This window comes from Kribbella turkmenica (assembly GCF_004348725.1).
GTDB classification, from domain to species: Bacteria; Actinomycetota; Actinomycetes; order Propionibacteriales; family Kribbellaceae; genus Kribbella; species Kribbella turkmenica.
Map to the genome: position 1 here is coordinate 11,907 of NZ_SMKR01000040.1, position 15,097 is coordinate 27,003.

Sequence of the window (15,097 nt, forward strand, 5' to 3'; positions counted from 1 at the left end):
CGCTCGCCGTACCGCTGCTGGTTGCGGTCGGTGTGACCGCCGCCGATCATCAGAGCACTGCCCGTCCGGAGGTGGGTGCGCGATGACCGAGCGGTACGACGCCGTCGTGGTCGGCGCACGCTGTGCGGGGTCGACGCTCGCGATCCTGCTCGCCCGGGCCGGCCGACGGGTCCTCCTGGTGGACCCTGACCAGTTCCCGAGCGACACCGTGTCGACGCACGTGATGTTCCCGGACACGCTGCAGCGCCTGGAGGAGCTGGGTGCGCTCGCCGAGCTCCGGGCCGTGCACGAGGTGCGGATGGTCAACTTCAGCTGGCGGGTGCTCGGTCACGCCGTGGCCGGTGGTTTCACGCCGATAGGAGGCTTCGACCGGGCGACCTGCATCCGGCGGATCACCCTGGACGCCGCGCTGGTCGACCTGGCCGAGGCCGCCGGGGCCGAGATCCGGACGGCCGGGGTGACTGCACTGATCGGCGACGATCCGGTGCAGGGCGTCGTACTGGACACCGGCGAACGGATCGAGTCGACCTGGGTGTTCGGGGCGGACGGGCGGGTCTCGACGGTCGCTCGGCGGCTCGGGGTGCGGGCGACGGACGAGCGACGCGGTGAGATGGCCTTCCTGCTCGCGTACTGGCGCGGGTTGCCGCCGGCGGACTGGTGCCACATCGACGTGCACGAGCGGTCGGCGTTGATGTCGGTGCCGTGCGAGGACGGGATTCACCTGTTGTCCGTCACCGGTACGCCGGAGATCACCCGCGGCTCGGCCACCCAGCGCGAAGAGCGCTATCTGGCCGCCCTGCACCAGTTCCCGGCTGTATTGAACGCCCGGCTGCTGGATGGTGCGGAGCGGATCTCGCCGGTCGTCGTGGTCCCGGAGACGATGCTGCGCGGGCACTACCGCAAGGCGGCCGGGCCGGGCTGGGCGCTGCTCGGCGACGCCGGTCACTTCAAGCATCCGGTGACTGCCCAGGGCATCGCCGACGCGATCGAGCAGGCCTGGTACATCGGTACGACGCTGGCCGCCGGCGGCGACCTGGACGGCTATCAGGAGTGGCGCGACCAACGAGCCGCCGAGTACTACGAATGGTCCTACTCACTGGCTGTCTTCGCCCGTGGCCGGGCAGCCGCGACCTTCTCCGGGCTCGCGTCCGATCCGGCGGCCGGTCAGGACTTCCTGGACACGTTCACCAAGCAGGTGCTCCCGTCGCGCGTCACCACCCGCGAGCGCGTCGCCCGCTGGACCGCGGCCTGGTCGTACGACGACGGGCGGCGACAGGTCCTCGCTCTGGATCTGGACGAGGAGCGCCTGGCTCGCCAGGTTCCCGCCTGTCCGGAGTGGACGGTCAGAGACCTGATCGCGCACCTGGCCGGCATCGCCGGGGACAGCGTCCGCGGGTCGTACTTCCCGGGAGCACTCGACGCCTGGCGCGATCCGGCGGTCGCCGAGCAACGCGAGGCCTGGACCGCCGGCCAGGTGGGCCGCCGCTCCGACCGGTCGATCGAGTCGGTCCTGCGCGAGTTCGACGAGTACGGCGGCCGGCTGGTGACGGCGATGCGCCGGGGCGCTCTGCCCGGCGGTCCGTCATGGTTGCTTGCGGCACCTGTCGGCGATCTCGCCGTGCATCTCGCGGATCTCCGGGAAGCGCTCGGCCTCGAGCCGGACGCGATGTCACCGATCACACACTTCGGCTTCGCCGCGTACCGGGACTGGTTGCGCGTGCGGATCGCCGAGCACGGCCTGCCGGCGTTGCGGTTGTCGGACGGCCACAAGGACTGGGTGCTGGGTTCCGGCGAGCCCGGGACCACCCTCGAGGCCGGTCGCACCGAGTTGTTCCGGGCGATCACCGGCCGGCGGAGTGCGGCGGCGATCCGGGCGTACGAGTGGTCCGGCGATCCGGCGCCGTACCTGCCGGTGATCGCGCCGTACCCGCTGCCGGCCGACCAGGTCGCGGCCCGCTAGGGCCACCGCGACCTTCCCCGACCAGCACGCGCGACCGGAGGACGGTCGGCGTGCCCGAACAGAGAGAGGTACCACCATGACCACCACCGCCACCTTCGAGGAGATCAAGGCGAAGCAGCGGGCCACCTGGGGGAGCGGCGACTACGGCAAGATCGCCTGGCTGACCGTGCCGGTCGCCGAAGCCCTGACCGCCGCGGTCGATCCGCGGCCCGGCGCGACCGTGCTCGACGTCGCGACCGGAACGGGTCACGTCGCGCTCGCCGCGGCCCGGCGGTTCGCCGTCGTCAAGGGCATCGACTACGTGCCCGAGCTGGTCGCGATCGCGGAACGCCGGGCACAGGCCGAAGGGCTCACCGTCGACATGCGGGAGGCCGACGCGGAGAACCTGCCGTTCGCGGACGACTCGTTCGACTACGTCACGTCGGCCATCGGCGTGATGTTCACGGCCGACCACCAGAAGGCCGCGGACGAGCTGGTCCGGGTAGCCGCGCCGGGCGGCCGGATCGGCCTGGCCAGCTGGACGCCGACCGGGTTCATCGGTCAGCTGCTCAAGACAGTCGGCAAGCACGTGGCCCCGCCGGCCGGTGCGCTGCCGCCGTCGCGCTGGGGGACCGAGGAGGTCCTGCGGGAACTGTTCGGCGACCGGGTCAGCGCGGTCGAGACGACTGTCGCGACGGTGACCCAGCGGTTCGCGTCGGCCGAGCACTTCGCCGACTTCTTCCTGACGCACTACGGGCCGACGTACAAGGCGGCCGAGCGGCTCGACGAGGCCGGCCGGCGGGCGTTGCGGGACGACATGATCGCGTTGGCCGAGGCGTCCGACCACGCGGCCGACGGCACCTGGGCGAGCGACTGGGAGTACCTGATCGCCATCGCCACCAAGGCCTGACGACCGGGCGGTGCCGCGGCGGCCGTCGAGCCGCGGGCACCGCCCGGTCCGGTACGTTTCGGCCATGATCCGCCTGATGCGATGGATCGCCGAAGGTACGGCGCTCAGCCGCGAAGCCCTCGTCGATCTCGACGCCCCGTCGCTGCTCCCCGGATGGAGCAGGAAGCATGTCGCCGCTCACCTCGCCTTGAACGCCGCGGCGCTCGGCAACCTCGTGCACTGGGCGCGCACCGGCGACGCGCGACCGATGTACGCGTCGACCGAGCAGCGGAACCTGGACATCGAGGTGGGTGCGCGGCGGCCGGCGGCGGAGTTGCTGACCTGGTTCGACGAGTCGGCGCGGGCTCTGGCCGAGGCGATGGCGACGTTGACCGAGGAGCAGTGGCAGGCGCGGGTGCTGACCGCCCAGGGCGATGAGGTCCCGGCGACCGCGATCCCCTGGATGCGCGGCCGGGAGGTGATGATCCATGCCGTCGACCTCGGCACCGGGGTGACCTTCGCGGACCTGCCGGAGGACTTCCTCGAGGAGTTGTGCACCGATATCCGGACCAGGCGCGGCGACGTCCCGGAGCTCCGCGGGCCGCTGGCCGAGATCGCGGCGTACCTGGCCGGGCGAGCGTACGAGAGCGTGACGACCGCCGACGGGTCGCCGGCCCGGCCGCTGCCGCCCTGGTTGTAGAGCGCGGCCGCGCCGCCTGGTTGTAGAGATCGCCGGGACGGCTCCGACGTAGCAGACGACTGCGGAGGAGGTCCCTGATGATCAGGCCGGAGCAGGTCCTGCGGACGTACATCACGCTGACGGTGGTGTCGACGGGCGCGTCCTCGATGATCTGGGGTGTCAACACGTTGTTCCTGCTCGATGCCGGACTGAGCATCGGGCAGGCGTTCGCGGCGAACGCGTTCTTCACGGTGGGCATGGTGCTGTTCGAGATCCCCACCGGTGTGGTCGCGGACACCGTCGGCCGGCGTACGTCGTACCTCCTCGGCACGATCACGCTGTTCGGGTCCACGCTGCTGTACCTGCTGTTGTGGCAGCGGGCCGACGCGCCGTTCACGGCCTGGGCAGTGGCGTCGGTCCTGCTCGGGCTGGGCTTCACCTTCTTCAGCGGAGCCACCGAGGCCTGGCTCGTGGACGGGCTGACCGCGACTGGGTACCGCGGCTCGCTGGACGCAGCGTTCGCGAAGGGTCAGATCGCCGACGGCGCGGCGATGCTGGCCGGCTCGATCGGCGGCGGCCTGCTGGCGCAGTGGACGAACCTCGGCGTGCCGTACGTCGTCCGCGCGGCGCTGCTCGCGGTCACGTTTGTGCTGGCCTGGCGGGCGATGCACGACATCGGCTTCACGCCGCAGCCGCGGACGTCGGTGGTCGCTGAGATGCGCGGCATCCTCCGGTCGTCGCTGGCCCACGGACTGCTGAACCCGCCGGTGCGCTGGGTGATGCTGGCCGCGCCGTTCACCGCGGGCGTGAGCGTCTACGGCTTCTACGCCGCGCAGCCCTATCTGCTCGAACTGTTCGGCAGCAGCGACTCCTACGCGATCGCCGGGCTGAGCGCCGGCCTGGTCGCCGGTGCCCAGATCGTCGGCGGCCTGTCGGCGTCGTCCGTGGCGCGCACGTTCCGCCGGCGGACCTCGATGATGCTGGCCGCGACCGGGACCGTCGGCGTCGTGCTGGTGCTGATCGGCCTGGCGTCGAACTTCTGGGCCGCGCTGGTGCTGCTGGCGGTCTGGAGCGTGCTGTTCGCGGCGATCTCGCCGGTCCGGCAGGCCTATTTGAACGAGCTGATCCCGTCGGCCCAGCGGGCGACCGTACTGTCGTCGGACAGCCTTCTCGGTTCCGGTGGCGGCGTCGTCGTCCAGCCGGCGCTCGGCCGCGCGGCGGGCGTGTGGGGCTACGGTCCGGCGTACGTCATCGGCGCCGCGGTCCAGCTGCTCGCGCTGCCGTTCATCCTGCTGGCCCGCCGCTCGCACGCGGCCGAAGCACGGATTCCGGTCACGGCAGGGAGTTGACGCGGCCTGATCGGGTACCGGTCTCCTTATGGCTGATGAGCACCTGGTCGAGACGATGCGGCAGTTGTCGAAGGCGCTGACACCGCGAGCGCTGGACGAAACCTTGCGCAACATCACGGCTGCGGCCGTCGAGCTGCTGCCGCCGGTGCACTACGCCAGTATCACCGTGCTGCACGATGACGGCCGGCTGGAGGCGGTGGCGCCGACGGACGACCTGTTGCTACCGCTGGACGCGGCGCAGTACGAGCTGCAGGAGGGGCCCTGCTACCAGGCCGCGGCCTCGACCGTGCACATCATCTCCCCGGTGCTGGCCTCCGACCAGCGCTTCCCGAAGTACGCCGCCATCGCGGGCGCGGCCGGGGTGAAGGCGCAGGCCGGGTTGCGGTTGTTCGACGCACCGAAGGCGAACGGCGCGCTCAACCTGTACTCGCGCGAGGACGGGGCGTTCGAGGACTTCGACTCACTCGCCGCGCTGTTCGCCCACCAGTCCGCGACCGCGATCGAGTACGCCCGGGAGATCGACAACCTCGAGGAAGCCCTCCGGACCCGCACGACGATCGGCCAGGCGGTCGGAATCGTGATGGAACGCTACAAGCTGACCGAGCAGCGGGCGTTCGCCTTCCTGGCCAGGCTGTCGCAGACCAGCAACGTCAAGCTCCGCCGGATCTCGGAGGAGGTCGTCGAGCAGGTCGAACGCCAGAGCAACCAGCTCTGACCGAAAACCGCGAGCCACGGCCCGAGGTGTTGTCTAGCCTGAGGGCCGTGACGGTGCGGATGATTGTGCTCAACGGCGGGTCGAGCTCGGGCAAGACGGGGATCGTGCGGTGCCTGCAGGCGGTGCTGCCGGACCCGTGGATGGCGTTCGGCGTGGACAGTTTCGTCGACGCGCTGCCGGCGGCGATGCGGAACTCTGACGCCGGGATCGAGTTCAAGCCGGACGGCGACATCGAGGTCGGCCCGGTGTTCCGGGAGCTCGACGCCGCCTGGGTGGCGGGCATCGTCGCGATGTGCCGGGCCGGTGGACGGGTGATCGTCGACGACGTGTTCCTCGGGGGAGCGGGCTCACAACAGCGCTGGCTCGACGCGCTCGGCGATCTCGAGGTCCTGTGGGTCGGCGTCCGCTGCGACCCGGCCGTCGCCGCCGGCCGCGAGCTCGCCCGCGGTGACCGGGTGACCGGCATGGCCGAGTTGCAGGCCACCGTCGTCCACGAGGGCGTGAAGTACGACGTGGAAGTCGACACCACCCATACCGAGTCGCTGGCGTGTGCGCACGCGATCGCACGCCACCTCGCCGGCCGGTGATTCAGGTGCAGGCCGCCGTACTGTGACTCAACGTTCACGGATGGTCTCGCGCGGTGTTCAAGCGCGGGTCGGTTGACTGTCTGGCACGCCAACCGCCCCAACCTTGTGAGGAGCAGTCGTGGACCGTCGTACGTTTCTTCGCGCGGCCGTGATCGGCACGTCGACCTCGGTGGCTTTCGGGTTCAGCGTGGCGCCCGAGGCGCTCGCGTTCCCGGCTCAGACCGGCCCGAGCCCGTACGGCGGCCTGCGGGCGGCCGACGCGAACGGCATCATGCTTCCGCAGGGCTTCACCAGCCGGGTGCTGGCGCGGTCGACGCAGACCGTTCCCGGCACTGGCTACCCCTGGCACAGCGCCCCGGACGGCGGCGCCTGCTTCGCCAACGGTACGGGGTGGATCTACGTGTCCAACTCCGAGATGAGCAGCGGTAGCGGCGGCGCCAGCGCGTTGCGCTTCAACAGCAGCGGCGCGATCACCGGCGCCTACCGCATCCTGTCCGGTACGACCCGGAACTGCTCGGGCGGCGCGACCCCGTGGGGCACGTGGCTCTCGGGCGAGGAGACCGACCTCGGCTACATCTGGGAGACCGACCCGACCGGCGCTCAGGCCGCCGTACGACGGCCGGCCCTCGGCCGCTTCTCGCACGAGGCGGCCGCGGTCGACCCCGACCGGCGCGTGGTCTACCTGACCGAGGACGTCCCCGACGGCGGCTTCTACCGCTTCGTCCCGTCGACCTGGGGCAACCTGTCCGCGGGCACGTTGCAGGTACTGCGGGAATCCGGAGGCACACTCTCGTGGGCGAACGTCCCGGACCCGGACGGCAGCCCGACCCGCACGCGCAGGCAGGTCTCCGGAATGAAGGTCTTCAACGGCGGCGAGGGCTGCTACTACCGCAACGGCACCTGCTTCTTCACCACCAAGGGCGACAACCGGGTGTGGGCCTACAACGCCGTGAACAACACCATCGCGATCGCGTACGACGACAACCTCACCAGCAACCCGCCGCTGACCGGCGTCGACAACATCACCGGTACGGCCGTCGGCGACCTGTACGTCGCCGAGGACGGCGGCACCATGGAGATCTGCATCATCACGCCGAACGACGTCGTCGCGCCGTTCCTGCGGGTCACCGGACAGTCCGGCTCCGAGCTGTGCGGCGTCGCGTTCAACCCCGCCGGCAACCGGCTCTACTTCTCCTCGCAGCGCGGGACGAGCGGTTCGAGCAGCGGCGGCATCACCTACGAGGTCACCGGTCCGTTCCGCACCAGCGTCTAGACGAGCGCGGGCAGGACCTGTTTCCCGAAGGTCTCGATGAAGGGCTGCTGGACCTGGCCGACGTGGTGGAGGTAGATCTCGTCGAAGCCGAGGTCCACGGCCTCCCGGACGCACTCGACGAAGCGTGCCGGGTCCGAGGAGATCACCACGCTGCGGTACATGTCCTCGGGGCCCACGTACTTGGCGGCCAGGTCGAACTCCTCGGCGGTCGCGAGGTTCCAGCACAGCGGGGGCTCGAACACGTTCGACCGCCACTGGTCGAAGGCGATGCTCTCGGCCTCGTCGTCGTCCGGTGCCCAGCTGACGTGGATCTGCATCGCGAGCGGCTTGTCCTCGCCGCCGTTCTCCCGGAACGCGGCGACGATCCGCTTCAGCATGCCCTGCGGCTGCCAGATCGTCACCAGGCCGTCCGCCCAGCCCGCCGCCCAGCGCGCGGTCGCCTCGCTCACCGCCAGCGCGAGCATCCGCGGCGGCTGCTCCGGCAGGGACCACAACCGCGCCCGGTCCACCCGGACCAGGCCGTGGTGGGTGACCTCCTCGCCGGCGAACAGCGCCCGGATCACGTCGACCGACTCCTTCAGCCGCGCGTTCCGGGTGGCCTTGTCCGGCCAGGGATCGCCGGTGACGTGCTCGTTCAAGAACTCACCGCTGCCGAGCCCGGCCGACAACCGGCCGGGGAACATCTCGGCCAGCGTCGCCAGCGCCTGGGCCATCACCGCGGGGTGGTACCGCTGTCCCGGCGTACACACGACTCCGACCGGGATCGCCGTGGTCGCCATCGCCGCCCCCATCCATGACAGCGCGAACCCGGACTCACCCTGCCGCGTGCTCCACGGCGTGATGTGGTCGGAGGACCAGGCCGCGTGGAACCCCGCTTGTTCGGCCAGCTGGATGTCCCGCAGCAACTGGCTGGGCGGAATCTGCTCGTGCGACGCGTGCCATCCGACGACGGGCATGCAAAACCTCCGGATCCTCGATCCGCCTGCCGGTGCCCGCGCCCGCCCCGGGCAAAACCTGTGATCGCTCGGGTCGACCGGGCCGGTGGGCCCACTAGGCGGTGAAAACCCACAAGCACTGGAGTCGCGCGGTGCCGGAACGTGAAAGGCTGGGGCGGGCGTCGGCGAAGGGATCGCAGGTGGATGGGCTTTCGGCACGGCATCGGGCCGTGCTCGGGCGGCTGGCCGAGGTGGCTGTTCCCGCGGACGAGTCGCCGTCGGCGGCGCAGGCCGGGGCGGTCGCGTTCGTCGAGCGGGCGCTCGCCGAGGACCGGCCGGACTGGCGGCCGCGGGTGGAGCGGGCGCTGGACGTGGCCGGCGACGAACCGGACCTGGACAGGGTGCTCGCGGACGAGGACGGCGGATGGCTCGTCCGGCTGATCGCACAGGGGTACTACGCCGGCGACGGCCATGATCTGGATGCCAACGGCAGCCACCCGCCGGGCTGGACCACGGTCGGCTGGAACCCCGGCGGCGAGGCCCGGCTGGTGCGGACGGAGCTGGCCGTCACCCCTTGGACGGCCCTGCTCGATCGGTACGACGCCGTCGTCGTCGGCTCTGGGGCCGGCGGCGGAGCGGCCGCCCAGGTGCTCGCCGAGTCGGGCCGGGCGGTGCTCGTCGTCGAGACCGGCCGCTATCCGGCCACCGAGTCACTGACCCGCGACCACCTGCGGAACCCGCGCTCGTGGTCCGGGCTGCCGGCTCCGACCGACCCCGACCCGCACGGCCGGCCGCGGATCGCGGTCGTCGACGGCGTCCGGCGTACTGTCCTGCCGACGGATCCCGGCTGGGGCAACAACGCCTTCACCGTCGGTGGCGGCACCCGCGTGTACGGCGCGCAGGCGTGGCGGTTCGTCCCCCCGGACTTCGCCATGGCCGGCACGTACGGCGTGCCCGACGGCAGCGCGTTGGCGGACTGGCCGATCACGTACGACGACCTGAAGCCGTACTACAGCCTGGCCGAGCAGCGGTTCGGGGTCAGCGGCGGGGGAGTGGACCCGTGGGATGAGCCGCGGTCGACCCCGTTGCCGATGCCGGCGATGCCGCGGACCGCTCCGGGGCAGCGACTGGCGGCCGCGGCCGAGCGGCTCGGTTGGGGGACGCTCGACGTACCGCTGCTGATCAACTCGGTCGACTACCAGGGCCGCGCCGGGTGCGTGCGCTGCGGGCAGTGTGTCGGGTTCGCCTGTCCGGTCGAGGCCAAGGCGGGCACGCACAACACCGCGTTGCCGGCCGCCCTCGCCACTGGTCGCTGCACGCTGGTGACCGAGGCGACTGCCGAGCGGCTGGTGACCTCCGCCGGCCGAGTCGTCGGCGTGGCCCTGGTCGGGTACGAGGATGGGCGCAGCTGGCGACGGACGGTGACCTGCGCGGAGGTGGTCGTCGCCGCGGGTGCCACCGAGACACCCCGGTTGCTGCTGAACAGCGCACACGACGACGAGCCGGACGGGCTCGGCAACAACCGGGACCAGGTCGGCCGCTATCTCCAGGCGCACGTGTACGCCGGAGCGGTCGGGCTGTTCGACGACGAGGTGGTGGACCTCGTCGGGCCGGGGGTCTCGGTGGCGACCTGCGACTTCCGCCACGGCAACGCCGGGATCGTCGGCGGCGGGATGCTCGCCGACGAGTTCGTGCCGACGCCGGCCGCGACGTACGACTACCTGACCTCGGCCGGGCTGATCCCGCGGGCTGGTGCGGCCGGGAAGCAGGCGATGCGGCACGCGGCCCGGCGGATGATGCGGGTCGTCGGTCCGATCCAGGAGGTCACGTCGGCGGAGTCCAGGGTCCGGGTGGATCCGGGCGTCGTGGACCGGTTCGGCAATCCGGTCGTCGTGATCAGCGGATCGATCCATCCGGAGGACGTACGCGCGCACGCGTTCATGAGTGCGAAGGCCCAGGAGTGGCTGATCGAGGCGGGTGCGGTGCGGACCGCGGTCGGCAGACGGGGGAGCAGGCGGCAGGCGAGTGTCGGTCAGCATCAGGCTGGGAGTTGCCGGATGGGTGACGACCCGGCGCGGTCGGTCACCGACCCGTACGGACGGGTCTGGGGACACGACAACGTGTGGATCGCGGACGCCTCCGTGCACGTGACCAATGGCGGGGTGAACCCGGTGCTGACCGTGCTGGCGAACTCGCTGCGGATCGCCGGCCACCTCGTGCGCTGACCGCCGGCCGCAGCGGGCCGGGATGCGCGGTCAGCCGAGGACGCGGGAGATGCCGACGCCACTGCGGGCGTCGCGGCCGTACTTCGCGATCTCGGCGGCGAGGTCCAGCCGGCCGACACCGGTCTTCTGCCGGTCCTCGTCGGTGAGCAGGTCCGCCGGGATGATCCAGACGATCTCGAACTCCAGCCCGTTCGGGTCCTTGCCGTACAGCGACTTGGTGGTGCCGTGGTCCGACGCCCCGACCAGCGCGCCGGCCTCGCGGAGCGTGCCGGCGAGGGTCTCGAGGTCGCTGAGGGTGTCCACCTCCCAGGCGAGGTGGTACAGCCCGACCGTCGCCCGACCGGCGCCGGACGGGGCGGCCTGGGCGCCGATCTCGAACAGCCCGAGGTCGTGGTCGTTGGTCGAGCCCGGCGCCCGCAGGAACGCCGCGCCCTGGAACGCGTCCCCGGTCTCGGTGTAGCCGAAGCCGAGCACGTCGCGGTAGAAGGCGACGCTCTCGGCGAGGTCGCGCACGAACAGCACCGCGTGGTTCAACCGGAAGATCGCCATGACGTACTCCTTCTCGACGGCGTGCCCTCCCGATGATAGTTGAAGGCTCAACTTAATACCAGGGCTGCTACCGGCGCGGCCTCCGGCGCTGACCGCCACGGCGCTCCGGCGACCGGGCGGGCCTCGGCCGGCCTGACTTCTGGGCGGTCTTCGGCGTGGACTTCCGGGTCGGCGGCTGGGTCGGCGGCTGGGTGGACGGCTGGGCCGGCTCCGGCCCGCGGCTGCTGTTGACGGTGCGGCCGCGGACGATGCCGATGAACTGCTCCGTCAGCTCCGTCGTCCCGTCCTCCGGCCAGCACAGCGCGACCCCGGACTCCGGCGCGTCCACCAGCGGCCGGTAGGTCAGGTCCCGGCGGTGGTGCAGCCGGGCGAGCGACTGCGGTACGACGAGCAGGCCGGTGCCCGCGGCAACGAGCTCGACGGCGGCACCGGTGGTCGCCGGCCGGTCGTCGATCAGCCGGCCGGGCGGACCCTTCCAGTCGAGGACGTCGTCCAGCGGGTGCAGCATGAGCTCGTCGGCCAGGTCCTCGGTGCTGACCTCCTCGACCGCGGTCACCACGTGGTCCTTCGGAACGACGACGACCGTGGTCTCGACGTACAGCGGGATCGCGTGCAGGCCGGTGCGGTCGATCGGCAGCCGCAGCAACGCGGCGTCCAGCTCGCGGGCGCGGACCAGGCCGACCGCGTCGGCGGCGGTGACCTGGATCAGCTCCAGCGGGATCCCGGGGGAGCGGTCCTGCCAGACCCGTGCCCACTTGGCGGGCGTCACGCCCGGGACGTACCCGAGGCGGAACGACGTTCGCGGGCCGGTCACCTGGTCAGGCTACCGGGTGCGATCCGCTGCGGCGTACCCGCTCGCTACCCTTGCTGCCATGACGGCGCGCAAGACGGTCCAGACGATGAAACCCGCCACGGCGGCGAAGAAGCTGGGCGTGTACCTCCAGGCCACTCCGGCGCAGTTCCAGGAGGGCGTCGTGTCCCGCGACGAGCTGAACGCGCTGCAGGCCGATCCGCCTGAGTGGCTGCGCGACCTCCGCCGCGACGGCCCGCACCCGCGCGCTGTGGTGGCCGCCAAGCTGGGTGTCTCGATCAGCGGCCTGGCCCGGGCCGGCGTCACCGAGGCGCTGACCACCGACGAGATCGAGAGCATCAAGGCGGAGAACCCCGACTGGCTCGCCCACGAACGCGCCACCCAGGCCGAGGTCCGCAAGGAAGCCGCCCGCGTCAAGCACCAGCCCTCCGAGGACTGAGGAGCTCCAGCACCCTCGGCCTTGCGCCGGAATGAGGATCGACGCCGGGGTGGTGCACGGCGCCGGCCACGTCCCGGGCATTCTTCGCGGTCTCTACACCCTGGGCTACCGGGTGGTCAGCGCCGACCGGTGATGGCGATCCCGGCCGACGGAGTCAACGGTCAAACCTGCCCCGCCGGCGCATCGGTGGTTGGCGCGACGGTCCGCTCGCCGCAGAGGGTACGGCGGACGGCCGCGCCGACGGACTCCGGCGACGGATCGGCGAGCACCGCGGAGACGTAACCGTCCGGCCGGATCAGCCAGGCTTCGCCGGGGCGGGCGCCGAGCACACTGGGGTCGACGCCGAGGTCCGTGAGGCCGAGAACCCGCTGCGGGGCGGAGGTGGCCGTGGCCGGCACCTCGGCGCCGGTGCCCGGCCGATCAGTTGTCAGCAGCAACAATCCGTCCCGGACCAGGGCACGCAACCGGCCGCCGCCGGCCACGGGAACATCGGGAACGAGGATGCCCGGACCGGGCGCGGGCAGTTGACCGCGTGGCGGCCGGCCGCCGAACGGGCGGGTGGCGTCGGGCATCGTCAACGGCGAATCGACGTACCAGAAGGGTTCCGCGAAGCGGCCGGAGTCCACCTCGGCGACCTTGGCCGGGTCGGCGACGGCGGCGTCGAGGAGACGGCGCCGCCGTTCCCACTGTTCCTCGTCCGGCGGGACCAGGAACCTCATGGTCGCGCTGGTGACGGCGAGGTTCTCGAGCGCGGCCGCGTGCCGCTCGACGTGGTAGCTCTCGAGCAGTTCCGGCGGCGCCCAGCCGTGCAGGACGAACGCGAGCTTCCAGGCGGCGTTCTCGGCGTCCGGGACGCCGGAGTTCAGGCCGCGGGCGCCGAACGGCGCGTACAGGTGGGCGCAGTCACCGGCGAGCAGCACCCGGCCGGCCCGCATCCGGTCCGCGCACCGGGACTGGAAACGGTAGACCGACTGCCACTCGAGCTCGTAGGGACGGTCGGCGATGATCTGCCGGATCCGCGCGTCCAGCCGGCCGTCGGCGCGTTCGGCGCCCGCGTCGAAGTCCGCGGGCACCTGCCAGTCGATCCGGTACGTCGAGTCCGGACACGGATGGATCAGCACCTGGCGGTCGGGGTTCCAGGCCGGGTCGAAGAAGAACCGCCGTTCCGTCTCCCAGCCCGGCAGGTCCGCCCGGATGTCGCAGATCAAGAACCGGTCCGCGAAGCTCTCGCCGTCGAAGGTGACCCCGAGCTGTCGCCGCAGCGACTCGGCCCGCGCACCCGCGCACAGTACGGCGTACTCGGCCCGCAGGGAGCCGGTGTCGCCGGTCAGTGTCACGCCGGTGCCGTCCTGGGAGATGCCGGTGACCTCGTGCCCCCACCGGACGTCGATCAACGGCTCGTCGGCGATGCGCTCGTCGAGGATCGCCTCGGTCCGGCTCTGGGAGATGTTCACGCACGGCGGCAGGGCCGAGCTGCCGGGGTCCGCGAACGTCCAGGAGAACAGTTCGCGCTCACGGTAGAACGTCCGCGCGGTCGTCCAGGCCAGCCCTTCGCGAGCGATCCGCTCCGCGCCGACCGACGCCCAGATGTCGAGGACGTCGCGCTGCTGGCAGATCGACCGCGAGCCGGCGACGTCCCGCGCCGGCCGCCGGTCGAGCAGGAGCACCCGGACGCCCCAGCGGGCCAGCAGCAACGCGGTGGTCTGCCCGACCGGTCCGTTGCCGATCACCGCGACCGCGCCGCCGTCAGACAAGGCTGTCCCACACCTCGCGATCACGCTCGGCGGTCCAGATCCGGGGCCAGTCGATGCGGTCCAGTTCGTCCCACAGCCGCTGGACGTCGAACGGCAGGCAGTGCTCGAAGATCGGCCAGCGGCCGTACTGCGGAGCCAGCGCGTCGTGCGCGGCCCGGAAGGCCTCGGCCGGCGTCCCGCCGCGCGCATGCACGGCGCCGACTTCCGCCCGCAGCACCAGCAGGAAGCTCCTGGTCTGCTCGATCGCCGCGTGCACCGCCTCGCGTCCGCGCGGGACCGCGCCGCGGCCACCGACGAGGACCTCCGCCCCGAACTCCTTCACCCGGTCCAGCGTCGTCGTCGACCAGTCGGCGTGGAAGGCGTCCCCGGTGTACAGCGCGGCCTGCGCCTCGACCAGGTCACCGGCGAACAGCACGCGCTGCTTCGGCAGCCAGGCCACGATGTCCCCGGCGGTGTGACCGCGGCCGCAGTACTGCAGCACGAGCTCGCCGCGGTCGCCGCCGAGGTCGATGGTGAGGCGGTCCGAGAACGTCACGTCCGGCCGGGTGAGGCCGGGGATCGAGCCGGGTTCGCGGAACAGCCGCGGCATCCGGCCGAACTCGCTCTCCCAGTCCTCCCGGCCGCGCTCCTCGATCAGCGCGCGGGTGTTGTCGTGGGTGATGATCACGTCGGCGCCGAACGCGGACGCGCCGAGCACGCGGACCGCGTGGTAGTGGCTGAGTACGAGGTAGCGCACGGGTTTCGTGGTGTGCTCGCGGAGCTTGCCGAGCCAGGCGCGCGCGGCGACCGGGGTGGCCCGGGCCTCGAAGGCGACCAGGAAGTCCTCGGCCTCGATCGCGCCCACGTTCGGATCGCCCTCGGCCGTCAGCGCGTAGACCCCGTCGGCCAGGACCTCCAGGATCTCGGTCTTCTCGGACAGGTCGGCCGAGGACGCGAACGGTCTCATCCGGCCC

The 15,097-nt window shown here is 71.9% G+C and carries 14 protein-coding genes; 9 read left to right on the forward strand and 5 right to left on the reverse strand.

Annotated elements, in window-relative coordinates; genetic code table 11:
* Positions 1–82: 82 nt before the first annotated feature.
* The 7 genes from E1218_RS11815 to E1218_RS11845 all read left to right on the forward strand — a co-directional run bounded on the left by E1218_RS11815 (position 83) and on the right by E1218_RS11845 (position 7,431).
* Positions 83–1,960 (forward strand): FAD-dependent monooxygenase, encoded by a 1,878-nt coding sequence (locus tag E1218_RS11815; RefSeq protein ID WP_132319253.1) that lies wholly within the window; start codon positions 83–85, stop codon positions 1,958–1,960.
* A 76-nt stretch (positions 1,961–2,036) separates the two neighbouring features.
* Positions 2,037–2,849, forward strand: a complete 813-nt coding sequence (locus E1218_RS11820) for a class I SAM-dependent methyltransferase (RefSeq protein ID WP_132319255.1) — start codon at positions 2,037–2,039, stop codon at positions 2,847–2,849.
* Positions 2,850–2,913: 64 nt separating this feature from the next.
* The gene (locus E1218_RS11825; RefSeq protein ID WP_132319257.1) at positions 2,914–3,528 is read left to right on the forward strand and encodes a maleylpyruvate isomerase family mycothiol-dependent enzyme; all 615 of its coding nucleotides are present in this window, start codon (positions 2,914–2,916) and stop codon (positions 3,526–3,528) included.
* Between the two features lie 77 nt (positions 3,529–3,605).
* Entirely contained in the window at positions 3,606–4,856 is a 1,251-nt protein-coding gene (locus E1218_RS11830; RefSeq protein WP_132319259.1) for an MFS transporter, read from the forward strand.
* Positions 4,857–4,884: 28 nt separating this feature from the next.
* Positions 4,885–5,571 (forward strand): GAF and ANTAR domain-containing protein, encoded by a 687-nt coding sequence (locus E1218_RS11835; RefSeq protein WP_132319261.1) that lies wholly within the window; start codon positions 4,885–4,887, stop codon positions 5,569–5,571.
* A gap of 47 nt (positions 5,572–5,618) precedes the next feature.
* The gene (cpt, locus tag E1218_RS11840) at positions 5,619–6,158 is read left to right on the forward strand and encodes a chloramphenicol phosphotransferase CPT (protein ID WP_233712177.1); all 540 of its coding nucleotides are present in this window, start codon (positions 5,619–5,621) and stop codon (positions 6,156–6,158) included.
* A gap of 118 nt (positions 6,159–6,276) precedes the next feature.
* Positions 6,277–7,431 carry an alkaline phosphatase PhoX gene (locus tag E1218_RS11845; protein ID WP_132319263.1) on the forward strand — a complete coding sequence of 385 codons (1,155 nt, stop codon included), beginning with the start codon at positions 6,277–6,279 and terminating at the stop codon, positions 7,429–7,431.
* On the opposite strand, the gene E1218_RS11850 is transcribed toward E1218_RS11845, so the two are convergent.
* On the reverse strand, positions 7,428–8,387 hold the full coding sequence (locus E1218_RS11850) for a TIGR03885 family FMN-dependent LLM class oxidoreductase (protein WP_132319265.1): 960 nt from the start codon (positions 8,385–8,387) through the stop codon (positions 7,428–7,430). The genes E1218_RS11845 and E1218_RS11850 overlap by 4 nt on opposite strands.
* Before the next feature lie 179 nt (positions 8,388–8,566).
* On the opposite strand from E1218_RS11850, the gene E1218_RS11855 reads away from it, so the two are divergent.
* Positions 8,567–10,591 carry a GMC oxidoreductase gene (locus E1218_RS11855; protein ID WP_132319267.1) on the forward strand — a complete coding sequence of 675 codons (2,025 nt, stop codon included), beginning with the start codon at positions 8,567–8,569 and terminating at the stop codon, positions 10,589–10,591.
* A gap of 30 nt (positions 10,592–10,621) precedes the next feature.
* On the opposite strand, the gene E1218_RS11860 is transcribed toward E1218_RS11855, so the two are convergent.
* Both E1218_RS11860 and E1218_RS11865 read right to left on the reverse strand, forming a co-directional pair.
* Positions 10,622–11,140 (reverse strand): VOC family protein, encoded by a 519-nt coding sequence (locus E1218_RS11860; protein ID WP_132319269.1) that lies wholly within the window; start codon positions 11,138–11,140, stop codon positions 10,622–10,624.
* A gap of 67 nt (positions 11,141–11,207) precedes the next feature.
* Entirely contained in the window at positions 11,208–11,954 is a 747-nt protein-coding gene (locus E1218_RS11865) for a LysR family transcriptional regulator substrate-binding protein (RefSeq protein ID WP_132319271.1), read from the reverse strand.
* A gap of 58 nt (positions 11,955–12,012) precedes the next feature.
* On the opposite strand from E1218_RS11865, the gene E1218_RS11870 reads away from it, so the two are divergent.
* Complete coding sequence (locus tag E1218_RS11870; RefSeq protein WP_132319273.1) at positions 12,013–12,390, forward strand: DUF5997 family protein; 378 nt, start codon at positions 12,013–12,015, stop codon at positions 12,388–12,390.
* 161 nt (positions 12,391–12,551) lie between these two features.
* Here E1218_RS11870 and E1218_RS11875 read toward each other — a convergent pair whose 3' ends face one another.
* Positions 12,552–14,144, reverse strand: coding sequence for an FAD-dependent monooxygenase (locus tag E1218_RS11875; protein WP_233712178.1), 1,593 nt, complete (start codon positions 14,142–14,144; stop codon positions 12,552–12,554).
* Positions 14,137–15,090 carry an MBL fold metallo-hydrolase gene (locus E1218_RS37195; RefSeq protein ID WP_132319275.1) on the reverse strand — a complete coding sequence of 318 codons (954 nt, stop codon included), beginning with the start codon at positions 15,088–15,090 and terminating at the stop codon, positions 14,137–14,139. Before E1218_RS37195 ends, E1218_RS11875 begins: the two co-directional genes overlap by 8 nt.
* Positions 15,091–15,097: the final 7 nt, after the last annotated feature.